General features: G+C 44.1%; 15 protein-coding genes and 4 tRNA genes. 18 read left to right on the top strand and 1 reads right to left on the bottom strand.

Annotated features, from left to right (window positions below):
* The first annotated feature begins 1 nt into the window (after position 1).
* From NYP67_RS05420 to NYP67_RS05395, 6 genes are all read left to right on the top strand, one after another.
* Positions 2-1,528, top strand: coding sequence for a DUF4127 family protein (locus NYP67_RS05420; protein WP_473411270.1), 1,527 nt, complete (start codon positions 2-4; stop codon positions 1,526-1,528).
* A 42-nt stretch (positions 1,529-1,570) separates the two neighbouring features.
* Entirely contained in the window at positions 1,571-2,545 is a 975-nt protein-coding gene (locus tag NYP67_RS05415) for an acyltransferase domain-containing protein (protein WP_473411269.1), read from the top strand.
* A gap of 118 nt (positions 2,546-2,663) precedes the next feature.
* A tRNA-Gly gene (locus NYP67_RS05410) sits at positions 2,664-2,736 on the top strand.
* Positions 2,737-2,763: 27 nt separating this feature from the next.
* Positions 2,764-2,834: transfer RNA gene (locus NYP67_RS05405), tRNA-Cys, on the top strand.
* Between the two features lie 31 nt (positions 2,835-2,865).
* Positions 2,866-2,937: transfer RNA gene (locus NYP67_RS05400), tRNA-Val, on the top strand.
* A 40-nt stretch (positions 2,938-2,977) separates the two neighbouring features.
* Positions 2,978-3,050 (top strand) — tRNA-Val (locus NYP67_RS05395).
* 244 nt (positions 3,051-3,294) lie between these two features.
* On the opposite strand, the gene NYP67_RS05390 is transcribed toward NYP67_RS05395, so the two are convergent.
* Complete coding sequence (locus tag NYP67_RS05390; protein ID WP_473411268.1) at positions 3,295-12,093, bottom strand: Rib/alpha-like domain-containing protein; 8,799 nt, start codon at positions 12,091-12,093, stop codon at positions 3,295-3,297.
* A gap of 458 nt (positions 12,094-12,551) precedes the next feature.
* On the opposite strand from NYP67_RS05390, the gene NYP67_RS05385 reads away from it, so the two are divergent.
* The 12 genes from NYP67_RS05385 (at position 12,552) to rpmB (ending at position 24,320) form a co-directional block, all read left to right on the top strand.
* On the top strand, positions 12,552-12,845 hold the full coding sequence (locus NYP67_RS05385; RefSeq protein WP_004131818.1) for an ACT domain-containing protein: 294 nt from the start codon (positions 12,552-12,554) through the stop codon (positions 12,843-12,845).
* A 19-nt stretch (positions 12,846-12,864) separates the two neighbouring features.
* On the top strand, positions 12,865-14,229 hold the full coding sequence (locus tag NYP67_RS05380) for a PFL family protein (RefSeq protein WP_415691468.1): 1,365 nt from the start codon (positions 12,865-12,867) through the stop codon (positions 14,227-14,229).
* A gap of 98 nt (positions 14,230-14,327) precedes the next feature.
* A complete protein-coding gene (locus tag NYP67_RS05375) occupies positions 14,328-15,350 on the top strand; it encodes a ribokinase (protein WP_101889770.1) in 1,023 nt (340 codons plus the stop codon).
* Between the two features lie 67 nt (positions 15,351-15,417).
* A complete protein-coding gene (locus NYP67_RS05370) occupies positions 15,418-16,434 on the top strand; it encodes a ribose-phosphate diphosphokinase (protein WP_004131821.1) in 1,017 nt (338 codons plus the stop codon).
* Between the two features lie 196 nt (positions 16,435-16,630).
* The gene (rpsF, locus tag NYP67_RS05365; RefSeq protein WP_004131822.1) at positions 16,631-16,927 is read left to right on the top strand and encodes a 30S ribosomal protein S6; all 297 of its coding nucleotides are present in this window, start codon (positions 16,631-16,633) and stop codon (positions 16,925-16,927) included.
* Between the two features lie 118 nt (positions 16,928-17,045).
* Positions 17,046-17,687, top strand: coding sequence for a single-stranded DNA-binding protein (ssb, locus tag NYP67_RS05360; protein ID WP_060785657.1), 642 nt, complete (start codon positions 17,046-17,048; stop codon positions 17,685-17,687).
* Positions 17,688-17,894: 207 nt separating this feature from the next.
* Positions 17,895-18,143 (top strand): 30S ribosomal protein S18, encoded by a 249-nt coding sequence (rpsR, locus tag NYP67_RS05355; RefSeq protein ID WP_004105399.1) that lies wholly within the window; start codon positions 17,895-17,897, stop codon positions 18,141-18,143.
* A 15-nt stretch (positions 18,144-18,158) separates the two neighbouring features.
* On the top strand, positions 18,159-18,605 hold the full coding sequence (rplI, locus tag NYP67_RS05350) for a 50S ribosomal protein L9 (protein WP_472781562.1): 447 nt from the start codon (positions 18,159-18,161) through the stop codon (positions 18,603-18,605).
* Between the two features lie 601 nt (positions 18,606-19,206).
* Positions 19,207-20,349, top strand: coding sequence for a mevalonate kinase (gene mvk, locus NYP67_RS05345; protein WP_472781561.1), 1,143 nt, complete (start codon positions 19,207-19,209; stop codon positions 20,347-20,349).
* 21 nt (positions 20,350-20,370) lie between these two features.
* Positions 20,371-21,525 (top strand): diphosphomevalonate decarboxylase, encoded by a 1,155-nt coding sequence (gene mvaD / locus NYP67_RS05340; RefSeq protein ID WP_415697456.1) that lies wholly within the window; start codon positions 20,371-20,373, stop codon positions 21,523-21,525.
* On the top strand, positions 21,518-23,983 hold the full coding sequence (gene fni / locus NYP67_RS05335) for a type 2 isopentenyl-diphosphate Delta-isomerase (RefSeq protein ID WP_415697457.1): 2,466 nt from the start codon (positions 21,518-21,520) through the stop codon (positions 23,981-23,983). Before mvaD ends, fni begins: the two co-directional genes overlap by 8 nt.
* A gap of 142 nt (positions 23,984-24,125) precedes the next feature.
* Positions 24,126-24,320 carry a 50S ribosomal protein L28 gene (gene rpmB, locus NYP67_RS05330; protein WP_004128912.1) on the top strand — a complete coding sequence of 65 codons (195 nt, stop codon included), beginning with the start codon at positions 24,126-24,128 and terminating at the stop codon, positions 24,318-24,320.
* Positions 24,321-24,378: the final 58 nt, after the last annotated feature.

Genomic DNA, 24,378 nt, shown 5'->3' with positions numbered 1-24,378 from the left:
AATGAAAGTCTTATTTCTTCCATTAGACGAGCGACCTTGTAACTATAAGTTCCCAGAGCTTTTAGCTAAAAGTAGTGATTTTGACCTTGTAAATGTGCCGTTAGAATTATTAGGTAATAAAAAACAGTCTGCAGATATTAATGGAATAGTTGATTTCTTGATGGATAACGCCAAAAAATGTGATATTGCTATAATATCTGCAGACATGCTTGTGTATGGGGGATTGGTTCCTTCAAGAGTACATAATTTACAAAGCGATTGTTTGCAAAGCAGACTGAGCGTATTGGAAAAGCTCAAAAAAGTTAATCCAAATATGACTTTATTTGTTTTTTGCACTGTTATGCGCGCGCCTGCGTATAACAGCAGCGATGAGGAGCCTGATTATTACGCAGAATATGGTAGGAGTCTTTATTTAAGAGCATATCTGAGTGATAAAAAGATTAGATGCAATGATCTAACACAATTGCAGGAGAAAGAGTTAGAATCTTTTGATATTCCTCAATATGTTATTGATGATTATGAAAATCGTCGTGATAAAAATCTTGGTATTAATATATCAATTCTTGATTTAGTAGCAAATAATACTATTGATTATCTTATTTTTCCACAAGACGATTCTAGTCCATACGGATATACTGCAGTATCTCAAAGAAGACTTCAATCAGCTGTTTATTCTAAGAGGTTAAACAGTAGAGTTGCTATGTATCCTGGATCAGATGAAGTTGGCATGACTCTGCTTGCAAGAGCGTTTTGTAAATCGCATAGAATAAAGCCTGCTATAAGTGTTGAATATTCGTCTATATTAGGGACAACAATAGTTCCTTCTTACGAAGATAGGCCTATGTTTGAAAGCCTAAAATCTCATGTTTTAGCTTGTGGAGCAAGGCTTTTAGAAAATTGGGAAGATAGCGATTTAGGTGATTTAAGCGGTTTAAGTGGACTAAACAACATTTGTTTAATGATTAATGCTCCTGGAAAAGTTATGCAAGAAGCAGAATTTTCTGTATCTAATCATGATGTAGCGTACGACACGTATAGAAATTTAGATTATTTTACTAATCATATTTGCACGCTAGTTGAATCTGGTAAGAAAGTTGCGTTATGCGATAGTGCGTATTCAAACGGTGGGGATTTGCAATTATTAACTTTGCTAGATGATAATAACGTTTTAGACAGAATTATTAGTTATGCGGGATGGAATACAAATTGTAATACTTTGGGAACAGTTTTATCTCAAGCAATTTTAGGCATTGATTCAAAAAGTATAAAGAAAAATATTGCATATAGAATAATCGAAGATGCGTTATATCAATCAAATATTCGATGGAATATAGCTAATAGGATTGATAATTATGGTGGTAATTATTTTGATGTAAAGCCATGCGAAGCGTGGGCTAAGTGCGAAGCTAAAAACTTGTTGCAGAAAGAGTATAGCAAGTTGAATTTATCGAAAGCGCTTCCTTTGAAAATCAATAATGTAGATTTTCCATGGAAAAGGATGTTTGAAGTTAATTTTGATTTGTTGTGAGGCTTGTTGTGAGTTTATTGTGAGGCTTATTGTGAGGTAAAAATGTGTGATTTGTTAAAAGAAGATGAAAAGTCATACCTGATTTCGCAGACTGAAGAAGATGTTGAAAATCTGTGTAACGAATTGCATTTTGATGATTGCCTAACGCGCACAATAGTACAATCTTTTAAAAATATAGATATTTTTGTTTTGATGGATTGCATACAAGACCTTTTTAATGACGGGTTTAATCAAGAGTTAGCAGTTGCAAAATTGAATGAATATTGTGCTGATGATAGCGGAATGCGGATTCTTTCAATATTTATGGTATGCGTTCTTTTGGTGCGTAGAAGATATGAACAAGCTGGAATTAAAGATGAAGTCTTTTTAAGTACTTTTGGTTTTATTAAAAGATTTGTTAAGAAGATTCGTGTTGGCAAGTATCCTTTTGTTTTTAGTGAAGAATTTTGGTTTCCACGTCTTCTTTCTATGAAAATATTTAGATTAGGTGAATTAGAATTTGAGTTTTGCAAAAGGCAAAATCTGGTAAGCGTACATATTCCGTCTGATGCAAAGTTAAGCATAGAAAATTTAACGATAAGTTTTATGTTAGCTAATGAGTTTATAGATAAGTACATTCCTGAGTTAAAGAATTGCACTTTTTATTGTATATCGTGGCTGCTTGATCCTGCTTTAGATAAGTTGCTACCAGAAAAGTCGAATATTCGAGTATTTAGATCTATGTTTAGAGTTTTTGGAATTGCATATTCTGACGACTACAAGCGTTGGGTTTTTGGAGAAAATTGCAAGATTTTTGGGCGTGGTGAAAATGGTGTAAATTGTGGCAAGGAAAACAATGTAGAAGCGTGTGGGGAAGTGCGCAAGGAAAGTGGCAAGGAAAGTGGCAAGGAAAGTGGCAAGGAAAGTGGCAAGGAAAGTGGCAAGACGGAAACAAGTTTGCAAAAAAATATTAGGGAATATGTTGAAAATGGGGGAAGGATGGCGATTGGGTACGGAGTTTTAAAGAATGTTAGGTAGAAAATTTAACAGTGTTTGCTATTCGACACGCCAACGGGCGGCGGACTTGAATTTATAAATATTTCTGGTATAGTAGTTACTCGTGCTTCGGACTGGCATTAGTTAGCGAGAAAGCATTGCGGACATAGCTTAGTTGGTAAAGCGCAACCTTGCCAAGGTTGAGACCGCGGGTTCGAGTCCCGTTGTCCGCTCTAGGTCTGGTGAGTTATCGGCCTTGTGGTGGGTTAGCCAAGCGGTTAGGCAGCGGCCTGCAAAGCCGTATAGATGAGTTCGACTCTCGTACCCACCTCGATTGAGCGTGTTAGCTTAATAAACAACCTGGGCGGTTGGCGCAGCGGTAGCGCACTTCCCTGACACGGAAGGGGTCACAAGTTCGAACCTTGTATCGCCCACTCGAAAGGATTGCCTTTCACGCATAATTAAAAAAATTTTGGGTGATTGGCGCAGCGGCTAGCGCACTTCCTTCACACGGAAGGGGTCATAGGTTCGATTCCTATATCACCCACAATATGTTTGTTTTCGCGGTATTTTACCGCGTTTTTTTTTTACTCATTGACGAGCTCGCGAGCGATATTCTCGAGTCATTTCCGCTTTTAGACTATAACCCCCCGCTTTTTGTAGTCGAACACGCCGTTTAGAGCTATAAAAAACGGAAGTCTACAAAAGCGGATGTCTACAAAAGCGGGCAATAAAAAGGCCCAGAGCAATCGCTCCAGGCCTTTTATGGGTTTATTTATAGAGGCTACTAGCTAGTTGCGCTTCTTGCGGCGAGATACAGCCTTTCCTGCTGCTCCCATGCCAGCAAGCATCGCAGATGCAAGAGCACTTAATGCAACACCAACGCCAGTATTACCTAGCGCACCTTTATCTCTTCTAGATCCACTATTGTGAGATTGGTTTCCATGATTATTGCTGCCATTGTGGCTGCTAGCATCATTTTTGTTGCCATTATTCTTTGCGTTGTTGGCGTTGTTGGCGTTGTTGGCGTGGCTTCCACTATCGTGGCTTCCGCTATCGCTACTACCGCCGTTGCCATCGTCATCGCTACCGCTATCGCCGCTTCCACTATCGCCACTACCACTGCCTCCAGGCTGCGCAATCGTGCCTGTAACGGTGCTAGACGAGCCTTTAGCAGTGCTATCTCCGCTGTTCTTTGCAACAGCAGTAATCGTGCTTCCGTCTTTAACGTTTGAAGCTGGAATAGTAACAACGCCAGTATTTGGATCAACAGTTACTCCGTTAGGCGCAGAGCCGTCGATCTTCCACACGCGCTTATCGCCTTCGGCGATAACGGTGACTGTAACAGTTTGCGGCGTGCTTCCATTGCCTTCAGGCGTATAGGTAATAACAACCTTATCTATGCGCGTATCCGTAGGATTTGGCGTTATTGTGGCGCTTCCGTCTGCAGGCGTATCTATGCGTGGAACGGCAATATCTCCGCCAACCGTTACTTCAACAGTGTTTCCAGTCTTAGCAAAATCACCTGTGCCGTTTGTAGGCGTAAGGTTTACAATCGCACCAGGCTTTTGCTTGTCGATAGCAATAGTGAAGTTGCCATTCTTATCTGCAACGCCTGTTCCGATTTGCTTTCCATCTTTGTCGGTAACAGTTACTGTTGCGCCCGGAAGAGTCTTTCCAGTGATGATTTGTTTAGTAGAATCATCTGGATTGTCTTTTAGCGTTTGCTCGCTAATCTGTGGAGTCTTAAAGCCAGTCACAGCAGTAGCAGGATCAGATGGTTTATCTGTCTTGTTCTTAGATACTGCAGTAATAGTGCTGCCCTCCTCCAAATTCTTTGCTGGAATAGTAACAACGCCAGTCTTTGGATCAACAGTTACGCCATCTGGAGCGTCTCCGTCAATCTTCCACTTACCATCGTTATCCTTCTTAGCAATAATTGTGCGAACTGGCTGTTCTGGACCATTGATTGAATTTGGCTTAGCATTGATTTCAATCTTTACAACCGTTGTGTCGCCAGTTGGCGGAGTTACAGTTACGTTTCCGTAGTTCTTCTGGTTGTCGGTTGGTACCGTAATCGTTGGCTTTTGTGGTTTAGCCGTGACGGTTACTTCTACTGGAGTGCCTTCTTCATTACCTTTGCTTGGAACAAGCTTGAGTGTTGTACCAGAATCCTTCTTATCGATTTCGATAGTGAAGTTTCCGTCTTCTTTGACAGTTCCAGTACCAACAGTGTTTTCACCTTCTTTGACAGTTACGGTGTTTCCTGGCTGAGTTTTACCAGTAATGGTTGTCTTATTAGAATCTGGCTTGTTTTCAGCATTGCCATCGTTGATAAATGGCGTGTTTTTATCCACAACGTTTACTGTTACTGTTACATTCACAGGTGCGATACCTGGAATATGTACAACAACAGTGCCGTTCTTGCTTCCAGCTGTCTTTGTGTCTGGCATGCCATTTTCTCCAGTTGCCCAGGTGAATGTTGTTCCCTTAGGTAATTCATCCTTATTAGCAATGCTGTCTTCTGGCTTTGGCTTGGCGTTTACTGGCACGCTCACCGTCTTGTCTTTTGGATTTGGCACAACGAGCACATTGACTGAAATGTCAACATCTGGCTCGCCTGGAACCTGAACAGTCACAATTCCTGGCTGGTTGCCAGTCTTTGACGTATCAGGCTTCTTCTTCCAAGAAACATCAGCATTCTCAGGCAAATCGCTATGATTCTTAATAACTTCCTGTGGCTGAGGAGTGGTATCCTTGCCGCCAGTCTTTTGCAGCACGGTTACGTCTTTTCCTTCAGGAGATGCTGTAACAGTAATTTTTACAGGCACTTTTTGAGGATCTTGCCCTGGAATCTTTACAATCACAGTGCCAGTAGTAGGACCAGTCTTGTCGGTCTTTGGAGCAGCATCTTTCTTCCACTCGAAGGTGGTTCCCTTAGGCAACTTATCGTTGTCTTTAATGCTGTTCTTAGGATCTGGATCGCTGTTCTGAATGACGGAGGTGTCCTGCGCTGTAGGCGCAGGGTTTACGTTCACAGTAACTTTGGCTTTCACTGGATCTTTCACACCTGGGATATGAACGAGCACAGTGCCAGTAGCAGGACCCGTCTTGTCGGTCTTTGGCTCGTCATCCTTCTTCCAGTCGAAGGTGGTTCCCTTAGGGAACTTATCCTTATTAGCAATACCCTTCGATGCGTCTGGAAGTTTGTCGCCAACCTTCACGTTAACAACATTCGTTTCTGGATTTGGCGTAACGTTCACTGTTACAGGCACCTCTACAGGGGATTGGCCTGGTAGGGTGACTAGTATAACTCCATCTTTCTTTCCAGAGTTGCTGGTATCTGGTGTATTCTCAGGTTTCCATGTAAAGGTAGTTCCGCTAGGATACTTATTCGTTTCGCTAGAATCCTTAATAACATCCTTAGCATCTGGCAACTTGCCTTTTTGTGGCACGTTGACTTCAGATGCACTTGGGTCAACAACGTTAACCTTTACTGGCACTTCTTGAGTAGTAGATCCAGGAATAGTGATCTTTACTTTTCCGGACTTGTTGTTGCCTTCCTCAGATGTGTCTGGTTTTTCGGTCCACTCGAAGATGGTGCCATCAGGGAACTTATCCTTATTAGAAATCATGTCTTCTGGCTTAGGTTCCGCACCCTTTGGCACAGTCATGCCAGTTTTCGCTTGTGGCTTTGGAGCCTTAATAATTACAGGCACGTTGATCAAGGTTTTTGATCCATCCGGATACGTAACCGTTACAGGCACCTCAAACTTGCCAGCCTTATCTCCAGCAGGGATCTGAGCCTTATCACTATCAGCAATAGAGTAAGTTGGATTATCTTTTTCGCCTGCTGGCCAATTAGGAATCGTAACCTTACTTGTAATGTCGCTATCCGAAGGCTTTCCGCTGTCGATATTTCTTTCAAGTGGTTCAGCTTGTGGAGTATGCGTATTCGCATCCGCATCCTTAACAACCACATGAACATTTACAGTGTCGGTCGTACCATCTGGGTATTTAACAGTAACCGGCACATCGCTTTCACCTGGAGTATTCGTATTTGGAAGCGTTGTTTCAGTTCCCACAGTCTTAGTCGGTTGCTTTTTGCCACTTGGATAGTTAGGAACTCTTACTTGATTAGTAATATCGGCATTGCTAATCGTTTCGCCGTGCTTCTTCGTAAGAGTTGTAGTGGTTGGTTCGTAAGAGTCGGAATCCTTATTCAAGATTGTGACGTTTACGTCCACATCTTCGCTTGTGCCATCCGGATAAGTTACTGTTACAGGTACTGTGTAAGCTCCAGGCTCTGAGTTTCCTCCTGGAATCTTCTTAGTATCCTTGACTTTGTAAGAGATTTTAGTTGCATCTCCAACAAAGTGTGGAACTGTTACCTTATCAGTAATATCCTTCTCGCTAATAGTTGAGCCGTAAGGCTTTTCTAGTGTAGAAGACGTTGGCGTGTAAATATCCTTGTCAGTGTCCTTAACTACCACTGGAACTTCAAGAACAACTTCTGACCCATCTGGGTATGTGACCTTAACAGGAACATTAGTTGTGCCAGTCTTAGTCATATCAGGCAAGTTGTTTTTGTTTACAAGCTCTACTGTTGTTCCTGTTGGAGCAGGCTTGCCATCAACTGTAGAAGTCTTTACAGCACCAGTGATATCCGCAGCAGTAATCTTATCCCTACGGTTTTTCTTAACTTCGTTTGCGCTTGGTGCGTAAGTCTTGGTATCAGGATCTCCAGTAGTAACTTTTACTGTAACGCGAGATTTGGAGCCATCAGGATACTCAATATTAACGTTAATATTTACGTCGCCAGGAGTTGTACCATTTGGAATATCGTTAGCATTTTCAACAGTTACGGTTGGTTTAGGCTTACTACTGTCAAAAGTAACGTGATTATTTACTTCATCTTTATTAGATTTTTCGCCATACTTCTTCGTTATATCAGTAACAGTTGGCTTATTTGTTTCGCTTTGTGGTTCGCCAATTGTTACCTTAACAACTGTATGATCTTCTGAACCATCCTTATACGTAATGGTTACAGGAATATCAAACGTGCCGGCTTTAGTTCCGTCTGGAATGTTATGTGTGTTGTCAATGGCAACTTTTGCGTCAGTAGGAAGCGCTGTATCCTTACCCTGCTTATCTTTAAGACTAATGCCTTTATCCTTGCCAACACCAGTAATTTTACCGGATATGTTGTCAGTCTTTGGCTTCGAGTTGTAAGCAAACGTAAGCGTATTGCCTTGTGGGTTATAGCTCTTGCTCTGCGGCTCGCCAATCTTAACTTTTACTGTTGCATAACCAACAGAGTCATCGCTATACGTTATCGTTACAGGAACTTCATATATGCCAGGTTCAGTTCCTCTAGGAATCTTGGTTTCGTCTGCAATCTTAATTGTTGTTCCTGCAGGAATTTTGTTCTTAGGCCAAGATATTCCGCCGCCAGTAGAAGTGCTTGTTATGGAATCTTCTATTTGCTTCTTAGTAGAGCCGTAAGACTTATCAACCTCGTTTGTAGTAGGTTTATAAGTCTTACTCATTGGCTCTTGGATGGTAATAGGCACTTCGACTTCTGTTGTAGAACCATCTGGATAAGTAACAATAGCTGTTATTGTGGAGTTTCCAGGAGTGCTTCCATCTGGTAAAGTTTGGCCAGTTTTTACAGAAACTACTGGTTTCTTAGTTTTGTCTTTATTTGTATAGTCAGTTGTTACTGCTTTCTTTATATCGTCTTCTGTTACTTTTTTACCGTTTTGCTTAGTAATACGCGTAGCGGTTGCAGTGTGTTCCTCCGCGCTTGTATATACAGCAATCTGAATAGGGAGTTTAGAACTATTACCAGCCTCGTCTGTTACAGTAACAGTACGGCTCCAATATTGGCTTGTTCCTTCGTTGGTTGGTGCTGTGCCAGTTATATGAACAATAGCAGGGTTCTTAACACTGTGGTTGCCTGCATTGTCAACTGTTAAATTAGTTTTAGTAATTCCGCAATCAGGTACCGTGCTATCCAAGTTTGCGCCGACTACTTTGCCAGTGTTGTCGTGAACTTTCAGTGTAAGGTCAAACTTCTGTCCGCGATGAACTTTCAGCAAGTAATGATCTTTGCCTCCATGTGATGCTGTTCCTAGATCAGGCTTTTCAATAACAGGCTTAATTGTATCCGTAACAGTAAGCTTTGGTGAAACGTCTACGTGAGAACCGTCTGGGAACGTTATGCGAATTGTAGCAGTTGTATCTTTGCTAGGCTTATTCCAATCTGGTTCCTTAACCCAAGAATACGTTGTACCGGTTGGCAAATCTTTCTTGCTAGCTTCGGATATACCATCTTCAGCCTTTGGGTGATTATTATTGTTGCCATCTTCAGGAATGTTATGAGTTATATCCTTTGGAGTAATCTTGCCGAATTTATCTGCTTGATTGTGCACAATAAAGCGAATTGGGAAGTTCGTTTGATTTCCAGAGCCATCAACTGCTACAAGAGTCCTAGAGTACGCTCCGGCAGCCGTGCCATTCGGCACAGAGCCTGCGATCTTTATAGCTCGAGGATCTTTTTCAGAACCAACACCTTGCTTTGTTGCAAAATCAGATGAAGTCATGCCGGTTATTAAACGATCAATCTTCAAATCTGTAACTTTGCCACTGTTGTCTGTTGCTGTTATTTTCAGTTCGCACTTGTCACCGTGGTACGTGTCAATCTTTGTGTAACTTGTTTTGCCTTCAGTAACCTTTTCGGTTACTTCAGTCCAAGTGTCACCAGGGCCTTTCTTGTACACCTTTATTACTGGTTTCACTGTATCTTGAACTGTTACAGCTACAGAAATCTCTTTAGGTTTTTCTCCAGGAATGGTGACTCTTACTGTGCCAGGATTTTCTTTACCAGTTGAGTCGGTCTTAGGTTTAGTAACCCAAGTGTATGTTGTTCCAGAAGGAACATTTTTGCTGTTTTCAAATATCTTCTTAGCGTCATCATTAGTAAGTTCATGACCTAAGTCAACGGTAATAGGATTTGCTTTTAGCTCGTAAGGTTGCTTAACTGTTAGCTTAACTTCCTTCTCAGTTTTGTTTCCAGCAGCATCAGTAACTGAGAACTTAAGTTCGTGTTCTCCAATTTCGCTTTCTTTCATGCCGAGTATCGTAATTTTTACTTTGCGATTTTTTGGATCATCTTGTTTGCCTTGGTATTCAATCTTCAAACGTGAAAAATCACCATTTACAAGTTTCGCTAGTGGAGCTGCAATATTGAAGTCGTCAATTTTAATATCATCTTTTGCTTCAAGATTAAAGATTAAGTTTTCTCCAACTTTTGCAGTTGCATCGTTTGCTGTAAGTGTTGGCTTTTGTTTATCTTCTGTAGCTTGATGATTTTCACTTTTATCGGAAGATAAATTGAAGGTATTTGTATGTTTATCCTGATGATTGTTGTATGAACTGCTTGTAATCGCATACACATTTCCTGCAGGTATGCCATTAGCTACAGTAATAGTTGCCTTACCGTCTTTGATTTCGGTAGTAGAGCCAATTGCGTTATTGTTGGCATCGTATAATGTAACTTTGTTTGTGGCACCTGGTATAAACCCAGTGCCGACGTTTACTACTACTTTCTGGTTTTTAATTTTTGCGCGACCGGTTAAATCTGTTTCAATAACAGGTGTTTTCGGCTTAACGTTAAATGTTACAGTAGTATCTTTGTGGCTACCGTCTGTGTAATGCACTCTGACAGTGTTATTAAAGTTGCCAATTGTGCTGGAATTAGGTGTTCCGCCGTACCATTCTACTTTTTGCGGCTTAACTTTATTGTCAGAATTATTTTCGAGTGTTATGTAATCGCTTGGTTGTTTAAGTTTATCCCCAACGGTTACAGTGTTCTCGCTACCTTTTGGTGCGTGCTCAAAAGCAAGTGGCTTTCTAACTGTTACAGGAATGTTCACTATATGGTAGGATCCATCCGCATATATGATTTTTGATGCGACTTGCAGAGTGTTTTTAGAATGTTTGAAACGGCTTTCGGATAGATTTGTCTTTGGTAACTTTTTGTCAATAAAAGTTATTGTACCATTTCCATCATTGCCTTTTATCTGATTTTCCAGTTCTTTTTCAGTAAGCTTATGCCCCCAATCAACAGTAAGTGGGGTAGCGGTTGGAGCCTTGTACTTCTGGTTCAGGTTCTTAAGATGTACAGTGACTTTCTTTTCTGCTTTGTTGCCGGAAGCGTCGGTTGCAGAAACTGTAATCGTGTAGTCGGAGTTTACTGGATTATTTTTTTCATCCTTGTGCTCAAACTTAACGCCATTAATTTCGTGTTTGTAAGGATTCTTTTCAGTTGCGTCATAACCGTCCTTATTATTCTCATCAAAGTTTGCATTCTTTATGCTATCCGGGAATCCTTTTACAGAGAAATTAGTTACTTTTTCGCTATTATCGGACGTGCCGAAAGTAATCTTTTGCTTATCACCTTGATATACGGTAATGCTACTGGAGTCGTCTGTAAGCTCCTTGCCATTAAAATACAGCTTTGGAGGCAAATTATCGCTTTTTGTGCGAGGGAAGTTTTCGTCGTGAGTTCGTCCGGAAATGAAGGTGTAAGCAGAATGTGTATTTCTTCCGTAAGAGCTTGTGTTTGCGTAAGTAAAAGCGTTTTGAATGTCGTCTGTTGTTACGCCTTGGCGCAGCTTTACCTTGCAATGCATGCGTACAGCGTAATCAACATTAACAGTTGTTATACCAATGCCGTAATTGTATCCGCTATAAGGGCTTGGTCCAGGAGCTATAGCCTTCTTAATAGCGTCATCTAAATCTCTTTCGTTAACGTGGAAGTTATCGGATATATCTCGTCCTCTACTTCCTCCGTTACGAACGTTCAATGAATTCTTATAAGTAGAGCCATTATAATCATGGTCATTGTTAAATAAATTCTGATCGAACGATTTGCTTGCCTCATGATTAAACAATTTAATATCATGAGAAAGGTTTGCATACGTTTGAGGTGAACTGCCATTGCGCTTGTAGAAATCAAATCGTAAATCAGTTACGGTATCGCCTTTATAAGCACCATTGTTTAAATCTGCAACAGCATAAGGCACTAGCCACACATATTGCTGTTTTTTAGACGATGTAAGCATGGACTTGCCGTCGTTGTTAAAGAACACGTCGAAGACTAGGTACTGGTCGTTTCCTATCGTTTTAACATGCGCATACATATCCGTCTTGTTCTTTAAGTCGTCGTAGTTGCCCTTGTTGTAGTCATCATGATTTTCGTCAGTGTTCACGTAACCTGCGTCACCATTGCTATTTTGGTAGCGGTAGCGCTGATACTCAAGAATATTCGGCGTATGCAGCCAAGGAGTAGGATCAGCGTCTGTGCTACTCACTTGATATGCAAATGCCGCTGTAGTTGGAGGAAGAAGAATATTAGAGGATGCGAGGATTGGCTGACCGCCCAAGCAGGTGGCTGCAGTAAGAACCGTTGTGAGCGCGCTAAGCGATACTTTTCGCGCGGTTGATGCACTAAAATTGGCGCTTACATTTGCAAATGAGCGATACTCTTGATTGCGAGCGTGCTTTTGGCGAGTGCTCTTTACCATAATAATCCCCGTTCTTTTTGTGTTCTTCTTTTATTCGTCCGCTTTATGGAGCATGCGATGCATTGCGATTGCTAATGTGTGCTTAACATGCATGCATTCAAGCTTTGCCCAATTACATGAACAGATAAATATTCATCAATTCAAGATATTATATCGTATTTTTGTTTTTTGAGTGAAATTTTTTAAGCGTGACGTTGTTTATAAGTGTAAAATTTACTGATGGGGGGGGGTATTTGACGCATATTATGTTGATATAACGATATATAGAGGATTTTATTATAAATTTTTAACCTTTTATGAAAATTTATTCATATGTTATTTTGGCGTGTTGCACAACTAAGCGATTATACGCGGCGGGCAATAGTATAAATAAGGAGCAAAACGCGCGCGAATGGCAAGCAGAATAGATAGAACAGCTGTTGCGCAGCAAAAATCACATATAGCCAATAGGAGTGATTATGAACACCACTAATAATGATGAAAACAAAGCCGTAATCACCGTAGTGGGCAAAGATGCTGTAGGAATCATAGCAAAAGTTACGACTCATTTAGCAAATAGCAAGGCGAATATTTTAGATATATCTCAAACAATCGTCAACGGATTCTTTAACATGATGATGATTGTAGACGTAAACGAAATAAGCGTAGAATTTGGCGAGCTGGCCGAAGAATTGGCAAAGCTGGGCGAAGGAATAGGCGTTAGTATACACTGCCAGCGCGCAGAAATATTTACAAACATGCACAGAATCTAGGGATTAGTAGGAGAAGCCCATGCTAAACATTATGGAAGTGAGCGAAACAAACTCCATGATCGAGCAAGAAAAGCTCGACGTTAGAACCATAACAATGGGAATAAATCTGCTAGACTGCGCAGACGCAAGCGTGCAAAAAGTGTGCGAAAACGTGTACAACAAGATTACGCGCCTTGCAAAAGACTTAGTCAGCACGGGCTGCGCGATTGAGCGCGACTACGGAATCCCGATTGTAAACAAGCGCATAACCGTAACACCAATAAGCCTAGTTGGAGCAGCAGCGTGCAAAAGCCCAGACGACTTTGTGCAAATTGCGCACGCGCTAGACAAAGCAGCAAAAAAAGTTGGAGTAGATTTGATTGGCGGCTACTCTGCTCTGCCTGCAAAATCCATGACAGCTGCCGATCGCATGCTTATAGAATCGCTGCCAAAAGCCTTGAGCGAGACGGATATTGTGTGCTCGAGCGCAAACGTGGGGTCTACGCGAACTGGAATTGATATGGATTGCGTTCAGCTGCTTGGGCGAGTAATCAAGCAAATCGCGCGCGCGACTGCAGACCGCGACTCGTACGGATGCGTAAAGTTTGTGGCATTTTGCAACGCTCCAGACGATAATCCATTTATGGCAGGCGGATTCCACGGCGTAACCGAAGGAGACGCTGTAATAAACGTTGGAGTATCGGGGCCAGGCGTGGTTTCGCGCGCGCTAGACGAGGCACGTGGCAAGGATTTTGCGTTCTTGTGCGAGACGATTAAGCGCACAGCTTTTAAGATTACGCGAGTCGGTCAGCTTGTTGCGCAAGAGGCATCTAGAAGGCTTGGTGTGCCGTTTGGAATAATCGACTTGTCGCTTGCGCCAACGCCAGCCGTGGGAGATTCCGTAGGCGAAGTCCTAGAGAAAATCGGACTTTCTACTGTTGGTGCGCCTGGCACAACAGCCGCTCTTGCAATGCTTAACGATCAAGTTAAAAAGGGCGGAATAATGGCCAGCAGCTACGTTGGCGGGCTTTCTGGCGCGTTTATACCTGTTTCAGAAGACGCAAACATGATTGCTGCTGCAAAGTCTGGCTGCCTTAAAATAGAAAAGCTAGAAGCAATGACGTGCGTATGCTCCGTAGGGCTAGATATGATTGCGATTCCTGGAAGCACAACTGCTGCAACAATATCTGGAATGATTGCGGATGAGGCAGCAATTGGCATGATAAATCAAAAAACAACTGCTGTACGCATAATACCTGTGGAAGGCAAAAGCGTTGGGCAAATGGCTAATTTTGGCGGTTTAATGGGGTACGCTCCTATTATGTCAGTAAATACCGCAAGCTGCGAGGAGTTTGTTTCGCGTGGCGGAAGAATTCCAGCGCCTGTTCATAGCTTTAAGAATTAGGCGAGTTAATCGTAAGTTAAATTGTGATTTGATTGCGGCTTGAATTAATACTTAATCACGCTTAAATCACGAATTAATGGAATTTTACGAAAGGATTTATGATGGAAAAGACTACGCCACTAAGCGGCGAAATGCTTGCTAGCGCGCTAAAAAAGATAGGCGAATCAAGCAATCACGTTGCTGTAGTAGGCTCCATGAACGCAGACTACACAATAGTCGCAGATCGTCTCCCAAATCCTGGAGAAACTGTAAACGGAAGTGATTTGCGCGTTCTTCCAGGCGGAAAATCGGGGAATCAGGCCGTTTCTGCAGCAAAAATAGGTGCAAACGTGCAAATGTTTGGCGCGGTAGGCAGCGACGAAAATGCAAAATTCCTATTAAACACGCTAGAATCTGCTGGAGTAGACACGTCTAGAATTTTGCGTGTAGAAGGCGTAAAAAGTGGCGCAACAGTAATAACAGTAGACGCAAAAGGTGGCGAAAACACAATCGTTTACGCTCCAGGGTCTAATGCAAAAGTGAGCGTGGAATACATTAGCCAAAACGATGTTAAGCAAGCAATTTGCGGCGCAAGCGTTTTAGGACTTTGCCTAGAAAGCCCAATGGAAACCGTAACGGCGGCGGCAAAAATTGCGCGTGCGGCTGGCGTAAAAGTTTTGCTAAATAATTCTCCTTTTGTAAGCGAGCTGCCACGCGAATTGATTGAAAACGCAAGCATACTTCTTGTAAACGAGCACGAGATGGCGCAATTGCTTAAAATTAGCGAGCCAGAAGACGGAAATTGGGACGATTTTGATTGGCATGATGCGGCGCGCATTATGCACGAGTACGGCTTTGACGAGGCAGTTGTAACGCTTGGTGCAGAAGGCTCGGTTGTTTTAGACTATGCTGCGCAAGATGGCAAGAAGGCTGTGCGCATTTGCCCTCAGCGTGTTAAAGCAGTAGATACAACGGGTTGCGGAGACGCGTTTATGGGAACCGTTTTAGCAGGACTTGCAGCTGGATTTAGTCTGGATCAAAGCGCGCAAGTTGCAACTTACGTTTCGGCGTATGCAGCAATGGGATTTGGAGCGCAAAGCTCGTACGGCAATGCGCAGCAGGTTGTTCGCGCGTTTGAATAGTGGCGCTGTATGCTGCTAGACTAGTCGCGTATGCGTTTTTACTGATTTTGCAAACGGGAAGGCAAATATGTCAACAATTCTTGAAGGCACTCCAAAAAAGCAAATGATGCTTGTAACGGGTAGAGCGTATCCGCAACTTGCGGAAGAAACCGCCAACTACCTTGGAATAGACGTGCTGGAAACAACTGCCTACGATTTTGCAAACGGTGAGATGTATGTGCGCTTTACGCAACCAGTTCGAGGTGCAGACGTTTTTGTTTTGCAAGCGCACACAGATCCAATCAACAATTGGATTATGGAGCAGCTGCTTATGGTGGATTCTTTAAGGCGAGCATCCGCTAGAAGCATAAACGTTGTTGCGCCTTTCTTTGGGTATTCGCGTCAAGACAAAAAGCATCAAGGCCGCGAGCCGATTACAGCGCGACTTATGTTTGACTTGTTCCGATCTGCTGGAGCTACTCGTATTTTGACTGTAGACATGCATGCTGCTCAAGAGCAGGGATTCTTCGACGGTCCTGTGGATCACTTGACTGCTATGCCAGTTTTGATTGACTACGTTCGCAACACTATGAGCCTAGAAAACACTACGATTGTTTCTCCAGACGCAGGGCGAATCAAGGTTTCGGAGCAATGGGCTGCAAAGCTTGGCGGATTGCCATTAGCGTTTATTCACAAAACGCGCGATATAACAAGGCCAAATCACGCGGAAGCGCATGGAATTATTGGAGATATTCAAGGCCGCGATTGCATTGTTGTAGACGATATGATCGATACGGCTGGCACTATTTGCGAAGCTGTGCGCACACTTAAAGGCGCTGGTGCAAAATCCGTTACTTTGGTGGCAACTCACGCGCTGCTTTCTGGCCCTGCAGTAGAGCGACTTAAGAATTGCGGCGCGCGCGAAATCATTTTAACGGATACTGTTCCTGTTCCAGAAGAAAAGCGCTTAGAAAACATGACGGTTCTTTCGATTGCGCCTCTTTTAGCTGCTGGAATTAGGTCCGTGTTTAGGTCTGGATCGCTTGTTTCGCTTAGAAACGCGCTTCCAGAAGACATGAAGCATAGGAATATTTACGCTCATTAGTGTGGTTGATTAGCTGTGCGGCGGTGAGTCGCAAGCATGATGTAGACTTAATAGGTTGTTCGTAAAATTAAATATGCAAAAATTATTGCGTAATAATCGCGTAATAAATTGTGTAATAACTTGATTTACGAACGATTTTGCAAACACACTCCTGCTGTGGAAAGCCCGCAGCCGAATAGTCCGAAGGAGGTGGGTGATGTCTGCACATAAGTATGAACTGATGTTCATTGCCGATCCAGAGCTTGACGAGCGCGGTCTTAAGAAGTTGACCGAGCAGTATCTTGAGCTTGTCACCAAAGAGGGCGGTTCCGTTGATGGTACCGACTATTGGGGTCGCCGTAAGCTTGCTTACGAGATTGATGGCAAGAACGAAGGTAACTACGTTGTAGTGAATTACACTGCCGAGCCAGCTCTTAGTGACGAGCTTGACCGTGTTTTGAACCTTAACGAATCTGTAGTCCGCACGAAGATTCTTCGCAAGGACGCAAAGTAAAGCGAAATAAAGCAAAGTAAAGTCAAGATTTGAAAATAGTCAAAATTATTTTAGATATGCTCTAAATTGTTCCAAGTCTTACTAAATTGTTCCAAGTCTTAATAGAAAAGAGGCTACGATGGCTGGAGAAACTGTTATAACGGTGATTGGTAATTTGGCTAAAGAGCCAGAGACTGCTACCAGTTCTAACGGTAGTGTTAGAACGTCTTTTACGATTGTTTCTAATTCCTCTACTTTTGACAGAAGAACAAACAGCTACGTTAACGGCACGCCATTATCGCTTAGATGCGTTGCATGGGGTGACTTAGCTGAGCATTGCGCGCAAACGCTTACAAAGGGAATGCGCGTTATTGTTCAAGGTAGGTTGCGTGCAAACAACTACGTTGATAAAAACAGCAACGAAAAACGATACAGCATTGATTTGATGATTGATGAGATTGGGCCATCCTTGCGTTTTGCAACCGCTCAGGTTAATCGTTTGAGCTCGAAGGGCGGTTTTGCTGGGAACAATGGCGGATTCAATCAGGGCGCTGGTGCTGGAGCTGGTATGAATGCTGGTGGATACACTGGCGGTTATGCTGGCGGCGCGAATTATGCGAATAGTGCGGCTGTTGGTGCTGGTATGAATGCGCAAAATGGCGCTAATCAGGGCGTAAACGTTGAAGATCCGTGGAGTGCTTCTGCTCCATCAAACGGCGGATTTGCAACGTTTGGAGCTAGCTCCGATTTTGGTGGATCAGACGAAGAGCCAGAGTTCTAGTTTTTCTAGTTTTACTGGTTTACTAGTTTTATGCGCGCGCTAATGGCGTCTAGTCGCCGCTGCTTTAGGGCAGATAGTTTAGCGAATATGACTTATTGCTTGTAAAACTAATGCTGGTAAAAATCTAAATACGACTTTACAATTAAAAACATCAGTTTAGCGTATAAACAAAAACAAAAGTTTAACGCATTTAAGAGAGGACATCCTATGTCACGTAAGAGGCCGCAACCACCGGTCAAGCCTTTTAAGAAGAAGCCAAATCCTTTGAAGGCTGCCAAGATTACTGAAATTGATTACAAGGACGTTGCTTTGTTGCGTAAGTTCGTTTCGGACCGCGGCAAGATTCGTTCCCGTCGTATTACTGGTGTAACCGTACAGGAACAGCGCAAGATCGCGAAGGCCGTTAAGAACGCTCGCGAGATGGCTTTGCTCCCATACGCCACTACTGGTCGCTGATTGAGAGGATAGAACATGGCAGAAACCAAGGTTATTCTCACCAAGACCGTTGCAAACTTGGGTCACTCTGGTGACGTTATTACTGTTAAGGCTGGTTACGCACGTAACTACTTGATTCCACAGGGCTTGGCCTTTGCGTGGAATAAGGGCGCTGCTTCCCAGATTGAAGCGATGCGTCGCGCACGCTTGGCTAAGGCTGTTGCCACTCGCGAAGAGGCTGTTGCAGCTAAGGCCGCAATCGAAGGCACTGTTGTAGAAATCGCCGCTAAGGTGAGCGAGTCTGGCAAGCTCTTCGGTGGTATTTCCGCCGATAAGATTGCTGCTGCTTTGGCACCAAAGGCCGCCGTTGAAGCACGCGCTATTAGCGTTGCTGCAATCAAGACCACTGGCGAATTCCCAGCAACTGTGACTCTTCACCCAGAAATCAGCGCTTCCTTTACTGTTAAGGTTGTAGCTGAGTAGTTAAACATGTTCCAGCTTCCCACGCGGGTTTTGTGAGTTCTTGCAAGTTATTGTGATTTTGTGAGTTTTGCAGGATTTGCGTATTCTTGCAGGATTTCTGCGAAATTTGCGATGGGAGGCAATCCATTTGGATTGATCTTAAGCATTGGCTCTGTGCGAATTGTGGCGAGTTTTGCTTGCTGCGACTTGCGCAGAGCTTTTTTGTTTTCGCGCTACGCTCTAAGCGAAAAGGCAATTCGGAGCGCTGAGCCGCTCAAACGTAAAGTCCAGTGGACTTTACGTGCGGCGAAGACGTTCGCGCGCTTAGACCGCGCGAACGACGACCTGTCATGTAGTGTGTTTGTATTTGATTTTGGTGTTTTTAGTACAATCGCACTACATAAACACGTAGAACTGTAGTGTGTTTGTACTGGATTTACGTGTTTTATGATACAAACGCACTACATGAAGCGGGAAATGTGAATGTGTTGTGTGCGTATTGCGCAAATCGTGGTGTTTAGTCGCTTTAGCTACTAAATTATAAAAGTTGTGCAAATAAGCTTAAACGCGCATCAATTAAGCAATGCCAATAAGTGAACCAGTGCGTCGCAAAGGAGGATTAGTGACTGAGTGCAACACTTTAGCGAATCGCCACGCGTCCAATCCGTGCGATTGCAAGAATGAGAATATTTGTGAGAGTGCGGAAAATCGCGTACATAATCGCATACACAATCGCATTGGCGTTGGGCAGACTTGCGCAAAAGTAATTCTTTTTGGTGAGCATTCGGTTGTTTATGGCTACAGTGCAGTGGCTCTTCCGCTGAAAAATCTTAAGATGCGCGCAACAGTTAGGAGCGCAAACGCAGAAAACGCATTAAACACAGGTGCGCAAAAGTCGCAAGCAGCCGACGAGCTAGTTGCACAAATCGAAAATAATCCTAATAAAAACAGCTTGCAAGAGCTTGCTCAAAGTTACGTAACGCTTAAAGCGTTGAATTTTTGCGGGCCATTAAAAAATGCACCAAAGTGTTTGAACTCCATTAAAACCGCGATTTATAAGGCTTTGCAATTTGCAAATTGGCGCAGCGAAGCGTTACAAGTGGAAACAGCTTGCGATTTTCCGCCAGAGCGAGGATTGGGGTCGTCGGCTGCAGCTGCAGGCGCTGTAATTCGCGCGATTCTAGACTATTATGCGATTGAAGCCAGCGAGGATCAGCTTTTTGCGCTTACGCAGGAGGCGGAAAATGTTGCTCATGGGAAGGCATCGGGATTAGACGCTAAGGCTACTGCTTCGGCGCGCGCGGTGCGATTTTTGTGCGGCGAATTTAGCAACATAAATATACGATTGCACGCGTGGCTTGTTTTGGCTGATTCGGGATGCAAGGGTCAAACGCGTGATACGGTTGAAGCATTGCGCAAAAAGCGCGATTTGAATCCGCATGCGGTTGATGCGATGCTAGAGCAGCTTGGGAAAATTGCTATTAGCGCGCAAGAGGATTTAGAGCTTGGGCAGCCGTTGGATATTGGGCTTAAGATGAGCCGCGCGCACAAGATTCTTGCGCAATTAGGCGTGAGCACGCCACTTTTAGACGAGTTGGTTAGTGCTGCGTGCAAAAGTGGTGCTTTGGGAGCAAAGCTGACTGGTGGAGGTGGCGGCGGCTGCGTTATAGCGCTTGCGCAAAGTTACGAGGATGCGGTTAAAGTGGCGGCGGCGTTAGAGCGCGCAGGTGCTGCCAAAACGTGGATTGTGGAAATCGGCAGTTAGAAAGGTTATAGAAAGGTTATTGTGGAAAACGTTGAAATTGAGCCAAAAATAGCGTTTGACGAGTCGATGCAAACGCATTGCGCAATCGCGGAAGCAAACGCAAATATTGCGCTAATCAAGTATTGGGGAAAGCGCGACGAGCAGCTTATTTTGCCGTATTCTTCCTCGCTATCTTTGACTTTAGGCGGATTTTCCACTAAAACTAGCGTGCATTTTGACGATTTTCTAAAAGAAGACTCCGTTTGTTTAAACAACACAGAGCTTAGTGGCGATTTATTGCAAAGCGAAGAGCGTGCGCGAATCGTAAGAATACTAGACATGGTGCGGAAAATGGCTGGAATCGAAAGCCATGCGCGAGTCGTAAGCAAAAACACGTTTCCAACGGCTGCAGGTCTTGCGTCTAGCGCCTCGGGTTTTGCGGCGCTGGCTGCGGCGTCAGCGTATGCGTCTGGTCTTAGGTTAAACGCGCGCGAACTTTCGATTTTATCGCGCAAAGGGTCGGGGTCGGCATGCAGGTCGATTTATGGCGGATTGGTGTTGTGGAACGCGGGCGTGAGTAGCGAAACAAGTTATGCGGAGCCAATTGAATCGCCAAAAGATTTGAATCTTGCAATGGTGGCTGTTGTTTTGAATACAAGCAAAAAGAAGATTTCGAGCCGCAATGCAATGCGGCAAACGGTTGAAACATCGCCGCTTTATAAAAGTTGGATTGAAAGTTGTAAAGATGACATTGCAACGGCTTTGCAAGCGATTAAAAACTGTGATTTAGAGGCTTTGGGCGAGGTTTCGGAGCGAAACGCTTTAGGAATGCATGCTGCAATGCGCGCGGCCAATCCTAGCGTTGACTACCTTAGCGAAGAATCGCACGCCGTGCTTAGAGTTGTGCATCAAATGCGCGGCGAGGGGTGGCCTGTTTGGGCTACAATGGACGCAGGTCCAAATGTTAAGGTTTTAACTAACGCGGAGCATGCTTTGCGCGTTAAAAATGAGTTGAGTTTGCGCGTGTTGAGTGAGATTAAGAGTTTGCGCGAGTTGCAGAAATCGGCGGATTTGGCGGATTTGTCTCATGTGGATTTTGCGGAATCTGTTGAATCAGCGCAATCCAATCCGCAGTTTGTTATTGCGCGCCCAGGCGATGCGGTTAGCGTAACGGCGTACGGAGAAAATCATGACTAAGTTTCAAGCGGAAGCACCTGGAAAGCTTTATATAGCAGGCGAATACGCTGTTGTGGATGGAAGAGCGGCAATCGTAGCAGCTGTGAATCGTTATGTAAAAGTTACGGTTGATGCGGCTGGAGCTTGTGATTTTCTTGAAAATGGCGCATGTAGTAGGAATTTTTACGGCAGGAATTTTTACGGAAAAATTACGTGTGAGGATAAAAATTTTGAGCCATTATATTGGAAGTTTGGCGGCGGAAACGGTGACGGCACGCGTTTTGGCAATAACAAGGAATTTATTTTAGATAAAAATGATGGATGCGGATGCGATTCGCGCTCGGTTGCTTGCGATTTGCCAGCGGAAAAATCGCAAGCAACCAACGATTCGCTAGAACAAACTAATGTAGAAAAAATTAAAAAATACTACGCGTACGTGATTTCCGCAATGAACGTAGTGGACGAATATGCGCGCGAGATGGGCGTGTTGGGTGCGGAGGACGCACTGGGTTGCGCGCGCGAATACAACGTACACATTGAAAGCGATTTAGACGATAAAAAAAGTGGCAAAAAATATGGACTTGGATCTTCGGCTGCAGTAACGGTGGCTGCTGTTCGCGCGTTGTGCGAATGGTACGGATTGGCGATTGCAACGCCAGAATTGTGCAAATTGGCCATAATCGCGTCTTCGCTAGTAAAAAAGTCGGGAAGCGGCGGAGACGTGGCAGCAAGCTCATACGGTGGGTGGGTATTGTATCGCGCGTACAATCGCGAATGGCTTAAAGCGGAAGTCGAAATGATTGAAAGCGGCGACTCCAGCTTGTGCGAGTTGATGCAAAGAAAATGGCCGCGATTTGAAGTAAAACGCTTAAAAGTGGGCGCAAGCTTACGACTTTTAGTTGGCTGGACTGGGAGCCCTGCCAGTAGCGCGGAGCTTGTTGGAAGCGTGAAAGCTGGAGTGAAATCTGAGGCAAGCGGCACTTTAAGCGTGAATAATATTGATAAAACATACGCTGAAACATACGCTAAAACTTACGAAGATTTTTGCGTGCAAAGCGAAAAATGCGTGCAAAAAATCGCAAATGCGCTAGAAAATGGGGATTTTAACGCGTTATTAAGCGGATTCGCGCAAAATCGTGCGTTGCTAAAAAATCTTGGAGAAATCACGGGAACGCTAATCGAAACACCAAAACTTACGCAGCTAATCGAAGTTGCCAACAGTGCAGGATTGCCATCCAAAACAAGCGGCGCAGGCGGAGGAGATTGCGGAATTGCGATTGCGCGCGCACAAGATTTTGATGCAGTTGCTAATCTCATTAAAGACGAATGGCAAAAAAGTGGGATTGAGGCGCTTAATCTGAAAGTCGCGGAATTTGATGAAAATCGCGACTCTTCGCTTATTGAACAGCGCAAAGACGATCACATAAAACTTGCGTGCGAACAATATAAATCGCACGCGGACGCTGGTTTTGAACAAGTGCGATTTATTCCAAATGCGTTGCCGCAATTGGCGCTAAGCGATGTAGATACAAGCGTGCGCGTGTTTGGAGAATCCGCAAAATGGGACGTTCCGCTGTACATTAACGCAATGACGGGCGGCAGCAAGAATGGCGAAAATATAAACGCAATGCTTGCAAAAGTGGCAGCAAAAACTGGTGTAGCAATGGCTTCTGGCTCGCTAAGCGCAGCGCTTAAAAATCCGCGTCTTGCAGAGACTTTCAGCGTTATTCGGCGCTTTAATCCGCGCGGATTTGTTATGGCGAATGTAAGCGCTGGGGCAAGCGTTGAACAGGCGATTAAAGCTGTTGAAATTTTGCAAGCAAACGCGTTGCAAATCCACCTTAATGCGGCGCAAGAGCTTGTTATGAGCGAAGGCGACCGCGATTTTAGCGCGTGGCTTAGCAATATTGAGGCTGTTGTGCGCGCGCTTGATTCAATGAAAGTGCCAGTTGTTGTTAAGGAAACTGGATGCGGAATGAGCGCTGGGGATGTTCTGCAATTGCAAAATGTGGGCGTGCGCGCTGTGGACGTTGGTGGGCGCGGCGGCACGAATTTTGTTGCGATTGAAAATGCACGGCGTGGGCGTGGGCGCGGCTACGAGTTCCTTGATTCTTGGGGGCTTACCACTGTTGAGTCGTTACTAGACATAGCGCAATGCGATAAGATTTTGCACGATTCTTGCGATTCTTGCGATGGTGCGGTTGCTGGCAGTTGTGCGCAAATGCAAGTGTTTGCAAGCGGAGGAGTGCGTACGCCGCTTGATGTTGTGCGCGCGCTGAAGCTTGGGGCGAGTGCAGTTGGAGTTGCTGGCGAGTTCTTGCATACGCTAACTTGCGGTGGACAGGATGCGCTTGTTGAGCAGATTGAGGATTGGAAGACGCAGATTCGCGCGATTATGGCGTTGCTTGGATGTAAGAATGTTGCGGATTTGCGCCAAAATTCGCGCATCTTGATTGATGGCAAGCCGTGCGCGCTGTAATGTCTGGCGTAGTGATATACTTGTGTAGTTGTGCGTTCAGGCATGCTTATTTGTTTATGCGATTTAGCGTCGGTTAGTCGCGTTTGGATTTGCATGGATGAGCGACGCAAGACTTGCAAGTCAAAGAAAATAGGAGTCCATTATGGCAGCTCGTTGCGCATTATGTGGCAAGGGACCGCAGACCGGTTTCAGTGTTTCACATTCGCACATTCGCAATAAGCGCACCTTCCGCCCGAACCTTCAGCCAGTTCGCACCACCATTGATGGCGAAAATGTTCGCCTTCGTGTGTGCGTAAAATGCATTAAGGCAGGCAAGGTTCAGCGTGTTGAAGCGTGAATCGCGTGTTAAATGTAAGGCCCTGAGCAGTGCTCGGGGCTTTTTCTATTTCCCTATT

Source organism: Gardnerella sp. c23Ub_4, from assembly GCF_055804115.1.
This window is presented reverse-complemented; position numbering and strand designations above follow the sequence as displayed.